This is a genomic window from Haloparvum alkalitolerans (assembly GCF_055381565.1).
Genome location: NZ_AP043938.1, coordinates 1,179,569 through 1,191,838, shown reverse-complemented (window position 1 = coordinate 1,191,838; position 12,270 = coordinate 1,179,569). Strand labels below are relative to the sequence as shown.

At 62.3% G+C, this 12,270-nt stretch carries 12 protein-coding genes; 2 read left to right on the top strand and 10 right to left on the bottom strand.

From position 1 onward, the window contains the following. Window position 1: 1 nt before the first annotated feature. The 8 genes from ACZ432_RS08285 to ACZ432_RS08250 all read right to left on the bottom strand — a co-directional run bounded on the left by ACZ432_RS08285 (window position 2) and on the right by ACZ432_RS08250 (window position 8,242). On the bottom strand, window positions 2-1,405 hold the full coding sequence (locus ACZ432_RS08285) for an ABC transporter ATP-binding protein (protein WP_426962745.1): 1,404 nt from the start codon (window positions 1,403-1,405) through the stop codon (window positions 2-4). Beyond that, window positions 1,381-2,520 (bottom strand): ABC transporter ATP-binding protein, encoded by a 1,140-nt coding sequence (locus ACZ432_RS08280; RefSeq protein WP_426962746.1) that lies wholly within the window; start codon window positions 2,518-2,520, stop codon window positions 1,381-1,383. Before ACZ432_RS08280 ends, ACZ432_RS08285 begins: the two co-directional genes overlap by 25 nt. Window positions 2,521-2,523: 3 nt before the next feature. After that, window positions 2,524-3,474 carry an ABC transporter permease gene (locus ACZ432_RS08275; RefSeq protein WP_426962747.1) on the bottom strand — a complete coding sequence of 317 codons (951 nt, stop codon included), beginning with the start codon at window positions 3,472-3,474 and terminating at the stop codon, window positions 2,524-2,526. A 2-nt stretch (window positions 3,475-3,476) separates the two neighbouring features. Beyond that, entirely contained in the window at window positions 3,477-4,490 is a 1,014-nt protein-coding gene (locus ACZ432_RS08270; RefSeq protein ID WP_426962748.1) for an ABC transporter permease, read from the bottom strand. Window positions 4,491-4,603: 113 nt separating this feature from the next. Then, on the bottom strand, window positions 4,604-6,667 hold the full coding sequence (locus tag ACZ432_RS08265) for an ABC transporter substrate-binding protein (protein ID WP_426962749.1): 2,064 nt from the start codon (window positions 6,665-6,667) through the stop codon (window positions 4,604-4,606). Window positions 6,668-6,794: 127 nt separating this feature from the next. After that, window positions 6,795-7,082 (bottom strand): hypothetical protein, encoded by a 288-nt coding sequence (locus ACZ432_RS08260; protein WP_426962751.1) that lies wholly within the window; start codon window positions 7,080-7,082, stop codon window positions 6,795-6,797. A gap of 46 nt (window positions 7,083-7,128) precedes the next feature. Then, a complete protein-coding gene (locus tag ACZ432_RS08255) occupies window positions 7,129-7,338 on the bottom strand; it encodes a hypothetical protein (protein ID WP_426962752.1) in 210 nt (69 codons plus the stop codon). Between the two features lie 58 nt (window positions 7,339-7,396). Continuing rightward, complete coding sequence (locus ACZ432_RS08250) at window positions 7,397-8,242, bottom strand: hypothetical protein (RefSeq protein ID WP_426962753.1); 846 nt, start codon at window positions 8,240-8,242, stop codon at window positions 7,397-7,399. A 169-nt stretch (window positions 8,243-8,411) separates the two neighbouring features. Here ACZ432_RS08250 and ACZ432_RS08245 point away from each other — a divergent pair, with 169 nt between their 5' ends. Beyond that, complete coding sequence (locus ACZ432_RS08245) at window positions 8,412-9,704, top strand: tyrosine-type recombinase/integrase (protein ID WP_426962754.1); 1,293 nt, start codon at window positions 8,412-8,414, stop codon at window positions 9,702-9,704. 334 nt (window positions 9,705-10,038) lie between these two features. Here the strand turns inward: ACZ432_RS08245 and ACZ432_RS08240 are convergent, their stop codons facing one another. Together ACZ432_RS08240 and ACZ432_RS08235 are read right to left on the bottom strand one after the other, a co-directional pair. Beyond that, entirely contained in the window at window positions 10,039-10,437 is a 399-nt protein-coding gene (locus ACZ432_RS08240) for a hypothetical protein (protein ID WP_426962755.1), read from the bottom strand. Window positions 10,438-10,583: 146 nt separating this feature from the next. After that, window positions 10,584-11,093 (bottom strand): hypothetical protein, encoded by a 510-nt coding sequence (locus tag ACZ432_RS08235; RefSeq protein WP_426962757.1) that lies wholly within the window; start codon window positions 11,091-11,093, stop codon window positions 10,584-10,586. A gap of 201 nt (window positions 11,094-11,294) precedes the next feature. Here ACZ432_RS08235 and ACZ432_RS08230 point away from each other — a divergent pair, with 201 nt between their 5' ends. Beyond that, entirely contained in the window at window positions 11,295-12,134 is an 840-nt protein-coding gene (locus ACZ432_RS08230; protein WP_426962758.1) for a hypothetical protein, read from the top strand. Window positions 12,135-12,270: the final 136 nt, after the last annotated feature.

Here is a 12,270-nt window from a genome sequence, read left to right as displayed (position 1 = left end):
CTCAGTCGTCCGCGGGGGCGGACGCGGGTCCGTCCTCCGGCGGCCGACGGTCCCCCTCCGTGTAGAGGTGACACGCCGCCTCGACGCTTCGGCTGGCCGAGCGCAGGTCCGGTCGGTCCGTCTCGCACTGCGAGACGAACTCCGACCGGATCCGGTCGGCGGCCGCCTCGGCGTCGCCCGTCACCAGGTGGTCGGCCGTCTCCTCGATGGTCGCCATCGCGTCGTTGGGGATCTCCAGCGCGGAGACGTCGACGCCGCCCTCCCCCATGCCGAGTTCCGACTCGTGTCTGTACTCCTCGGGGAGCTGGTCGAGCGTGAGCCCCTCGCTCAGCAGGCGGTCGCGGACGCGGTCGTCCGGTTCCGCCCCGGGGTCCACGTCGAGGTCTTCGACCGAGAGGCCGTTCAGCACGCGGCGCTTGAACGTGCTCACGCGACGGAAGGCGTTCTGGCTCCCCTGCCACCCTTCCGGGGGGATGATCTCCGCACAGCGGGTGTGGAACTTGCAGCCGCTCGGCGGGTTCCGGGGGCTCGGGATGTCGCCGGTGACGTTCGCTCGCTTGCGGTCGCGAGTCGGGTCCGCGACCGGCACCGCGTCGAACAGCGCCTCGCTGTAGGGGTGTTTCGGGTCGTCGACGATCTCGCCGGTCGGCCCGTACTCGATCATGTCCCCGAGGTACATGATCGCCGTCTTGTTGCACATGTACCGGATCAGCGAGAGGTCGTGGCTGATGAACAGGTACGTCAGCCCGTACTCGTCCTGCAGGTCCTTCATCAGGTTGAGCACGCCCGCGCGGATGGAGACGTCGAGCATCGACACCGGCTCGTCACAGACGACGAAGTCCGGATCCACCACCATCGCGCGCGCGATGGCGACGCGCTGGCGCTCGCCCCCCGACAGCTCCTGCGGGAACGAGTCGAGGTAGGCGTCGCCCGGCGCGAGCCCGACGTCGTTGAGCGTCTCCACGACGCGGTCGCGACGCTCCTGGTAGGAGTCGTACATCTCGTTGATCCGGAGCGGCTCCGAGACGGTGTCGTACACCGTCATCCGCGGGTTCAGGCTCTCGAAGGGGTCCTGGAAGATCATCTGGACCCGCTGGCGGAACTCCGTCTCCTCCTCGCGGGTCATGTCGGTCACGTCGAAGGTCGCGTCGTCGAAGTGGAAGCGGATCGAGCCCTCGGTAGGGTCGTACAGCTTCACCAGCAGCTTGCCGAGCGTGGTCTTCCCGCAGCCGGACTCCCCGGCGACGCCCATCACGTCGCCGCGCTCGATGCCGAAGGAGGCGCCGTCGACCGCGCGGACCGGGTCCGTACCGGTGCCGAGCAACCGCTCGACGACGCCCTCGCTGGTGTCGAACCACTTCTTGAGTCCCTCTACCTCGACTAGTGGGTCGTCTGCTGTAGCCATGTTTCCTCCTTTGCGGCGTCTTCCTGCACCTGTTCGAGGTCGTCGAGCCGGTAACAGGCCGACTCGTGAGCGACCTCGCCCGTCGCCTCCCCGAGCGCGCGGTCCACGTCGTACATCGGCGGGTGGGAGTCGCGACACTCCTCGACCGCGAACGGACAGCGGTCGACGAACCGACAGCCCGGGTCCGGGTCGCGCAGCGTCGGCGGCGTCCCCGGAATGGAGACGAGTTGCTCCTGGTCCTCCTCGACGGTCGGGAAGGAGTTGCGCAGCCCGAGCGTGTACGGGTTCGCGGTCCGCTCGAAGATGGACTCGGTCGTCCCCGACTCCATCATCTTCCCGCCGTACATGACGCCCATGCGGTCGCACGTCTCCGCCATCACGGAGATGTCGTGACTCACGATGAGCATCGCCACGTCGAACTCGTCCTGCAGGCCCTTGATCTCGTCGAGCACGCGGTCCTGGATGATCACGTCGAGCGCGGTCGTCGGCTCGTCGGCGATCAGCAGATCTGGACTGCACGCCATCGACATCGCGATGACCGCGCGCTGTTTCATGCCCCCGGAGAACTCGTGGGCGTAGTCGTCCGCGCGCTCGCGGTCGATCCCGACGCGTTCGAGCAGGTCGCGGGCGCGGCCGCGGGCCTCCTCGACGTCGGTTCCCGGCTCGTGGCGAGTGATCGCCTCGACGATCTGGTCGCCCACCTTGTAGACCGGGTTGAGCGCGTTCAGCGCGCTCTGCGGGATCAGCGCGACGTTCCGCCAGCGGACGTCGCGGATCTGCTCGAGGGAGAGCTCGGCGAGGTTGGTCATGCCGTCCTCGCGGACCGGGTACTGCGGATCGTCGACCACGTCGCGGCGCACCTCACCGCGCTCGTCGGTCCAGGCCGGCAGCGTGCCGTCGAACCAGATCTCGCCGCTCTCGACGTCGCCGTTCGAGTCGAGCAGCTGGATGATCGACTTCGCGAGCGTCGTCTTCCCGCAACCGGACTCGCCGACGAGCCCGAACGTCTCCCCGTGGTCGACGGTCATCGAGACGCCGTCGACCGGGTGGACGTCCGGCCCGTCCATGCGGTACCGTACGTTCAAGTCGTTGATTTCGAGTAGATGGTCAGCCATATGTCACCTCTGGGGGTTCGCCACGTCCTCCATCGAGAAGCCGATGAAGTAGAACGCGCCCGCGATCATCGTGATGGCGATGCCCGGCGGCAGCAGCCACCACCAGGCCTCGAACACGAAGCCGCGGTTCTGTATCTGTTCGAGCATGATGCCCCACGAGTACGCCGTGAAGTCCGACAGGCCGAGGTACGCGAGCGACGCCTCCGCGAGGATGGCGCCGGCCGCGTCCTGCGCGAGGTAGACGAACGTCAGCGGCAGGACGTTCGGCAGGATGTGTCTGAAGATGACGCGCGTGTCGGACGCGCCCGCGACCTTCGCGGACTCCACGTAGGAGCGCTCCTTCAGGCTCAGCGTCTCACCCCGGATGATGATGCAGTTGTTCACCCACGACTTCACGACGATGCCGAGGATGATGTTGGTCGTGCTCACGCCGCGGATCGCCACGAGGACGATCAGCAGCGGGAGGAACGGCAGGCCGTAGGTGATGTCCGCGAGCCGCTGGATCGACTCGTCGATCCACGTGTCGCCGTAGTAGCCCGAGATGAGCCCGAGCGGGACGCCGACGAGGCTGGACAGCAGTCCGGCCGCGAGCGCGATGTACATCGCGTTCTGGGCGGAGTAGACCAGCTCGGTCATCACGTCTTTCCCCTGGTCGGTCGTCCCCATCGGCGCGAAGAAGGGGTCACCGAACGCCGGCGGGTGCGGCAGCGAGTCGATCTGCTGTGGCGTCATGCGTCCCGGCTCGGTGCCGAGGTACGCCGTCCACTCGGTCGAGTGCGGGGCGAACCAGCCGGGCACGATCGCCCACAGGACGTACATCACGAGGATGAACAACCCGATCACGCCGAGTCGGTGCTGTGCGAATCGGCCCCAGACCCGCTTGTAGCGGTCGATCTTGGGGCCCCACTTCTCCTTGTACGCCTCCACGCGCGAGTTCGAAGATCCAGTAGCCATGATCATTCACCCCCCTCGAAGCTGATCCGGGGGTCGAGATAGGTGTACGCGATGTCCGTCAGCAGCCGCATCACGACGATGAGCACGCCCAGGATGAAGAAGACCGCCTGCGCGGTCGGGTAGTCGCGGCGGAGCACGGTGTCGACGATGAGCGCGCCCATCCCGGGCCACGAGAAGACGTACTCGATGATCACCGCGCCGTCGATGATGAACGCGACGCCCACGATGGCCTGCGTCGCCACCGGGATCAGCGCGTTGCGGGCAGCGTGTTTGATCATTACCGTGCGCTCCGAGAGCCCCTTCGCCTTCGCGAGGTAGACGTAGTCGGAGTCGACGACCGTGTTCATCTGCGTCCGCATCACGAGCATCGCCCCCACCCATCCGACGGAGATGATGCTGAAGAGCGGCAGGGCGATGTGGTGGAGCACGTCCACGATGGCGCGCCACCACGTCCACTGCTCGAACGGCGCAAGCAGGGAGGGATCGTCGGGGTACTGCGACATCATGTAGGAGCTGGGCAGCCAGCCGAGCTCGTAGTTGAACAGCCAGATGAGCAGCCACGCGATCCAGAAGGCGGGCATGGAGTACGCGACGAGCCCGGCCGCGAAGACCGACTTGTCACGCTTGGTGCCGCGCCACCAGCCGAGGTACATCCCCACCAGCGGGCCGATGATGTACCCGAAGATGAACGACGCCCCGAAGAGAACGAGCGTCCGCGGGAGCCGCCGCTCGATGAGCGACCACACCTCGGTCCCGTAGGTGGGCGACCAGCCGAACTGGCCGGTCTGGTAGTTCACCATGAACGAGAGGTACTGTCGCCACAACGGTTCGTTCAGGTCGTACTGTTCGATTATCGCCTGCCGTGCTTCGCGCGGCATATCCGGCGACACCAGCGCGTCCGCGAACGTCCCCGGCATGAGCCGCAACAGCAGGAAGGCAAGCGTCATGATCCCGAGAATAACGAAGTACGAGACGACCAATCGATACGCGAGGTATCGGAGACTAATTCTGGCCATTTGGGTCTGTGTAGGGTGTTGCTTGTGGTTATTTGTGTGAGGGTTAAGTTTTGCTCTTCTCCGTCCGAGGCGTTCCGGCGCGGAAAAGTGAAAACTCGGACAGGGACGGCGGGTTACTCGGCCTGGTGGATCTGCGAGAACTGGACGCTCACGTACGAGTCGCCCGGGCTCGGGATCCCCGAAACGTAGCCCTCGAAGTCGGCCTCGTTGACCGGCCACTGCGGGATCTCGTGGCTGTTGATCTGCGAGGGCGCGTCCAGATAGATCTTCTCGACGACCTGTCGCGCGACCGAGTTGCGCTCCTCCGTGTCCATCGTCTGGAGCGCCTCGTCGATGAGGTCGTCCGCGCCCGGCAGGCCCTCAGTGCCGTAGCCCATCGCGTTGTTGGCGTCGGTTTCGCCGATCTCGTCCGGGCTGTGCGCCTGACTGCTGTGGAACAGCGCCTCGAGCGACGGCGCCGCGAACGGCGAGAGGTTGGTCCACGACATCGGGAACGCGCCGAAGTTGACGTTCGTGTACACCTCGGTGAGCATGGTGTTGAACGTCATCACGTTTCGCTCCACCGGGATGCCGAGGGCCTTCAGCTTGCTCACCCAATCCTCGAGCATCTGCGTGCCGAGCGGCGAGTCCTGCGGCGGGTACATCAGGATCTGAAGCGGCTGGCCGTTGATCTCGGTGATCGTCTCGCCGTTGACCCGGATCTCCTCCTCGACGCCCGGCTCGTCGGCGAGGATGTCGGACTCGACCGAGCCCCACGTGTACTCGTGACGGGCCTCCATGTCGTCCGTCGTGACGCCCGTCATCGAACCGGGGTAGTCGCGGCCGGGGATGACCTGATTGTCCCCCTCGGCAGCCTCACCCGTGATCGGGACGCCGCCGCGGAGGAAGTCCTTGATCGCGGCGTAGTCGGGGACGCCGGGCTGGTCCTCGAGGAAGTCGAACGCCTTCGAAGCCGGGTGCTCGTTGATCTCCGCGTCGATCTCCGTCTCGGGACGGACTGCGGTGTACCCCGGCGGCATCGTGAACGCACCGCGCTGGACCGTCCCGCGGTTCAGCTGGTCGATCCAGTAGATATGGTCGTACACCAGCCCGACGGCCTGCCGGAAGATCGTGTCGTCGAACGGCGTCGTCCGCATCTCGAAGGAGTAGTGCGCGTAACCGGTGTCGGAGCCGGTGACGATGCGGGCCCCCTCCTTCTCCTCGACGTCCGGAATGTTCGCCGGCAGCACCGAGCCGTACAGCGCGTCGATGGCGTCCTCGGAGATGAACGCCTGCTGGAGCGCGTCGGAGGAGCCGTAGATGTTGAAGCGGACGTTGTCGAGGAACGGACCGCCCGCGCGGAGGTTCTCGTGCTCCTGGTACCACTCGAGGTCGTTGAGCGTGTAGTCGTCGCGGTACTCGATCTCGACGGACGTGTCGGGCTCGTAGCGGGTGAGCCGCCCCGGACCGAGACCGACCGGACCGAGGTACTCCTGGCCGTCGACCTCGTAGGTGTTCTCCTGCGGCTGGTACTCGGTGAAGTTCTCCGGGGAGACGTCGCTCCAGCGGTGCTCGGGGAGGAGCGGGAGCTGGAGCTGCTGGCTGTCGTAGGTCCCGACCGGGTTCGCGAGCTTGAGGTGGACGTCCCAGTCGTTGTCCGCCTCCTCGACGGTCTCGACGGGCGCGATCGTCGAGGCGTAGCGGCCGGGGTTCGCCTCCATGATGAAGTTGTACGTGAAGAGCACGTCGTCGACGGTGAACTCCTCACCGTCGCTCCAGGTGATCCCTTCCCGGATGTTGAAGTAGACGTCCGGCTCGCCGCTGTCGACGTTCTCCACCGTCCAGTCGGTGTACGCGCTCGGGTGGACGTCGAACGTGACGGGGTCGAGCGCCGTCCCGTAGCCCATGATCTCGCTGAGCACGGTCCACGAGTACGAGGAGGACGTCGCCATCGGGTTGACGCCCTCCGGCGGGTTGCTCATCCCGAAGCGGAAGGAGCCGCCCTCCGGGACGTCCCCTTCGCCGACCTCCTCGGGCGTGGACTCGGTTATCTCCTCGGTCCCCTGCGGTTCGGTTTCGGTCCCTTCCCCGCCTTCGTCGCCGGTACACCCGGCGAGCGAGACGGCGACCGCGCCGGCGCCGGCCTTGAGGAACGGACGTCGCTTGCTACTGGTGGCAGTGGTGTCATCGTCTGACATGCCTTGCCTTTCGCTGTAATTCTGGAACTAAGTACCTTTCGATGATACCCCGGACCCGGGATTGTTTCTTTTCGGTTGTTTTTGAATAAAGACGTGTGAACTGCCGGATCGTCACCGAATTCGCCGATTAGCTGTCGAATGCTTCCTCGCTGTTTCTCGCGCGCACGCCGAAGTAGAGCGCGAACGCCAGCCCGGTGACGAGGAGGCTCGCGTACAACTGCGGCGTCATCGCTCCTTCCGGACCGTTCTGATGAGTCCAGACGACCCCGAGCCCGGCCCAGCCCGCTGCGGCCGCGAAACTGATGGTCAACAGCCACGCGGCGAGGGTACCGTTCCCCCGGCGCGAGACGACCATCGAGACCGTCATGAGTACTACGACGATCACCGCGAGTACCCCTCGAGTCGTCATGTCCATAGCCGAGACTCGAGGTGCGCGACGCAAAAACCGTCGGATCGAACCGTCACTCCGGGTCCCAGACCGCCGGTGCGACGCCGAGCAGCCGAGTCACCGTCGGGTATCCCAACGCGACGACGACCACGAGAAGCACCGACTCGAGGAAGCTCGGATCGCCGTGCACGCTTCGCACGACCGCCAACAGGCCGTACATGACGACGAACATGACGGCCCAGTGCGGAGCGAGCTGTCGGACCTTCTCCGAGGTCGAAACCATACGGTCCCGTAGTCCGGAGACCAAATGGGACTGTCGGTCGAGAAAACGGACCGGGCGCTCAGTAGCGCGACGGAACGAACGCCAGGCCGACCAGCAGCAGCGACGCGACGCCGTTGGCGATGATCACGCGCCAGAGCGCGTCCGTGGTCTCACCGAACTCGCTGATCTCCGCGAGCTGCGCTTGGTACGCCGCCTGATCGCTCGTGAGGACGACCTCTTCACCGGAGGTGAAGTAGGCCAGATACGTGGTGTCGCCAACCGTCACGTTCTCCTCGTGCCCGAAGCCGGCCGACCGCGTCACCGTCGCCTCCCAGGTCAGCGTCGCGGCGTCCGCGGAAACCGCATCGACCGTCGCCTCGTGACCGTCGTACTCGAGCGTGTCGCCCGTCGCGAACTCACGTTCCTCGGGGTCCGGGAAGTACTCGTCCGCGGGAACCAGCGTGGCCTCACCGTCCTCCTCGACGATGACGTACTCCTCCCCGTCGCGCTGGACCGTCTCGTTGTCGGCGTCCTCGTCCGACTCCAAGATCGCCTGCCGGTCGATCTCCTCGCGGAGCGTGAACGTGTCGGGGTCGTCCCCCTCGATGACCACAGTCCACTCCGCGCCGTCGTACGTCACCGTGCTGCCGTTCGCCCAGTCCGCGGACTGGTCCGCCGTCTCGTTCCACTCGATCGTTCCGGAGTACGACACGGTTACCGCGCCGTGGTCCTCCTCCTCGCTCCGGGACACTTCCGTTACTGTGTAGGTCACGCCGTTCTCCTCAAACTGCTCCCCCGCTGAGAGCCGATGGTCGGGGTCCTCGAAGGACACCTCCGGCGCGTCCGCGGTGGCGACGAGAGCACCCGCTGCGGCGCCGACGAGAACGAAGAGCGCGACGTAGACGGCTACAGCGCGTCGTTGCATGATTCGAGCATGGGCCACCCCGCGTATAACAATTACTTTCCCTCCCCGGTTTTGGGAACCCCCGTTCGGGCACGCATCGACCGCGCAGAACACGACCGAAAACGAAAGCCAAGGGCCGGCTATGTGGCTAAGGGTTAAAGCCCAAGAATATAAAATTGATAAATAGAGCATGTCCACCCGGTCGCGAATTGAGAACCTGAGAACCCGCATCAAGACGCGGTCAAGTCTCTCTGACGATGAACCAGAGGAGGAAGACGCACCGACAATAGCAGAGGATGACGCAAACAAGCTTCTGGAATTCTCCAAACAGCTCGACCTCCTGAATTCCGAGTACAGCGACTACCGTCACGAGAAGTTGCTGCGGCACTGCACTATAATGGCCGAGCAGATCGGCGGAGTCGCCGATGCTCTAGAAAGCCGCGAAGATGCTGAGCGTGTCGTAGCGTGGATCAACACTGAAAGGAATACGGAAGATTACAGCGAAGAGACCAACCAGGACTACCGAATCGCTCTTCGTATCTTCGGAAAGAGGACTCTGAAGCTTGACGAGGTCCCCGACACACTAGCGTGGATTCCGACCGGGACCAGCAACAGCTACGACCCGGTGCCCAGCAGAGCGGACATGCTGGAGTGGGAAGAGGCGGTGAAGATGTCTGAGGAGGGCGCACTAAACTCACGGGATGCAGCACTGTTTCCTGTCGCCCACGAACTCGGACCAAGAGGAGAAGAAATGCACGAGGTCAAGATGCGACAGGTGCAGGATGCCGATCACGGACTGCAAATCCACCTCGATGGCAAGCAAGGTGAACACTCGGTAACGCTGATCAACAGCGTTCCATACCTCCAACAATGGCTCTCTGACCATCCTGCCCCAGATGACCCCTCGGCGTATCTCTGGTGTAAAATCGACGACCCGCATGACAACGCATCCTATCATTCGTTCCTTGGTAGGTTCAAAGACTGCGGTAGACGAGCTGAAATCGACAAGCCGGTAACGCCGACAAACTTCCGAAAGTCGAACACCTACTGGCTCGCCAAGCAGGGGGCAAAAGAATCAATCATTAACCAACGTCAGGGGCGGAAACAGACCTCAGACCACGCGCGCCGCTATCTGGCGAAGTTCGGCCCAGAAAACGAGAACAACATGTATGCCGAACTCCAAGGCATGGAGGTCGAGACAGAGAAAACCGAAGACCGAACTCCACTCACCTGCCCGCGCTGTGGAAAAGAGACACCTCGCAACGAGTCATTCTGTGTCTGGTGCCACCAAGCGATGGAGCCCGAAGCAGTCGACGAACTGGAAGCCGAAGAGAAGGAACATCGGCGTAAGCTCCTGAAAGTCGCAAAAGAGAACCCTGAGCTACTGGATACGTTAGAAGAACTGGAACCGTTGATCAGTTCGCTGGGTGGGGATGCAGACGTGATCAGTGCCGCAAAGGAGTTCACTGAAGCGACTGAGTAGTAGAACTACCAGCAATTGCTCTTGCAATAGGGGCGTTTTATGTGGCGTTGTTGAAACCCTGGGTAGAAGACAGGTTTCAGAGGTAGTGCTGAATACAGCACATGATCGAGAAATGGGATGGCAATGGGTCACGTGAAACCCGTGACTGGCGGATGCTGTATACGCCGTACGGGTACTGTTCCACAATCGGATCGCACACGTCGGGGAATGACTCGGACACCACCTTGCTTCAGGCTCAGACCGGTGTCACCCTCGCCGAGGAAGCGATACACTTCGTACTGCGGATTACTGAGGTGGCTGAGGGACAGGGCATGCAACTGGACCGGTGGGTTGTTTAACTCCCCTCGTCCTGCTGGTTCTCGCGGTGGGCTTGGAGGATGTCCTCGAGCGTGACGTCGTCGTGCTCTTCGACGCGATCCTCGACCCGGATGAGAACCTCCCGAGGGATCTCCACACCCGCCTCGTCACCGAATGTCTCCCTGGTCAAGGCGCTTTTCACGGTCTCGGCGCTTCGACTGATCTCTTCACCGACCTGGTTCGCGGCCTGAGTGAACCGGTCCTGTGGCGTCCGCTCGGTCCGGAGCATGAACGCTCGGGCCATCTTCGCCCATTTCTCGCCGCGTTTCTCAGTCTTGTCCCAGTAGTAGTCGTCCGGGATGACCTCGTCGAGGAGGTCGGGGATGATTTCGTGCTCGTCGTAGTCGCGCGTGGGCCGGAACTGTCCTAATCCCATATTCGGTGTGTGGGGCGTGTGGGTATTAGTGCCAACGGAAATAAGGGTTATTTCTAGCGTTAGGACGTCTAGGACGGCAGTATGGACTAGGACAAAGTATGATCATTCTTTTTGCTCAGTTTTCTAGGAGCAGTGCCTAGTCTGGATCATGAGAGGTATTCGAATATCTGGAGAAAGCGAAAGGCGAGATCGTTCGTCTGTGCGTTCTTTGAGGAAGCGAGGTCTTGGAGGTCCTGAATCCTCTCGGCATAGTCGTCATTCATCACCAGTTCCAGTTCGTAGCCGGTTTCGTCCTCAAACTCGTCGGCCAGTTCTGAGAGCGGAGTTACCAGTCCTTTCGGCGTGTTCAGACTCCAGAGCTGGAAGGTGAACGTCTCGGCGGTGTCGTATTCGGTGGTCACCAGCTTCTCGGCCCGTTTGAATTTCCGATCTAGGCGGTCACGGTTCTCCTTGTAGGAGCCGTAGCCCATTCCACCGAGGTGGGTCACGACCTCGCAGGCGTAGATTTCCTGCTCGCCATCTAAGTTGACGCCGACCACGTCAACCTCCGTCTGAGTGTCAAGGGCAGTCTTCTGGTAGGTGACGAAGTCGCAGTCTCCGATATATTTGTGATGGGCTCCGACCAGCATTTCTCCGGCTTTCGCCTGTGTTGACATGGCCGAGCGTTCTCTGGGGTCCGAAATAAAGCGTCCGTCCACGGGGGTCATGGTCCGAACCCTCGGAGCCAGCGTTGGTTCTGGATTCTTCGGCAGCACGGTGAGGGTGCCCAGCCTTGTGGTCGTTTTGGTCCTTGCGGCCCTGAAACTGTGGCCGTTCAGGTAGTCAGCCTTTTTCTCGGCGGGCTTTGAATGGGCAGTATGATCCCGCCTAATGAACTTGCTCTAAAGGTGACCGGAGAATGGACTGAAGAGAGGCTGGACCCGGAGTCAGAAGTCACACCGAGAAATCCTCGCGCATACGCCCAGTTCAAGTCGGCGACAGTGTACTCTAAGGGTGACGTGGCATCGGTTGAAGAGGATGTTAAGATGCCAGGGGAGACCGAGATGAACGCCTTGGCAAGTTCGATGAAAGACAGTGCATTCAACGACGGCCGGTTCGTCACCAAGACCACTATCCACCGCGTGTACCGGGAGATTACAGACCTCGTTGAGAGCTACGAGGATTTAACCCAGAATATGACGGCCCAGTTGATCATCGAGGAACACGATCTCGAACAAGAATGCGAAGAGTTCCCGATGGAGGTGGATCCAGATCATCTCAAAGCATCGATCCGCGGGTTTTTCCAGATGAGTGTACCGCAGGCGTACGCCGAAGCCTACTTTGAGATTCAGCTCGCGAACCGGGTGCTGCCGTTCCTCACCTTGGCCCAGGTCGTGATCGAGGATTACTCAGTGAGTTTGCTCCACGACAAGATCATTGACGAGGACTACCGGGGTTCGAATACGACGAAAAGAAAACTCGAGAGGAAGCTGTCTCAGCCGGGGCGTGAGATGCTCCTTCAACGTACAGGGCTGGTGTCGGGGGACCTCAGGAGCGATATGCAGGATGTCCGGCAAACACGGAACGATTTGGTCCACAATCTTCGTGAAACGGATTATTTCGAGGAAGTGGTCGAGGCGGCTGAGGCGGTTGAGACGTGTGCAGAGGTTATCGAGGAGTTCGAGGAGCGGTACGACGAAGGTAGTTTCTCCTGGTGAGACCGCATACACTTCTGTATCGGTCACGGTGCTTGTATCAATTACTGGGAGTTCAATTAACCCGTTTTATGTAGAATTTTCCCATCATAACATCTTATTGAGACCCAGTTGCAATCGGCAGAACGCTATTAGAAGA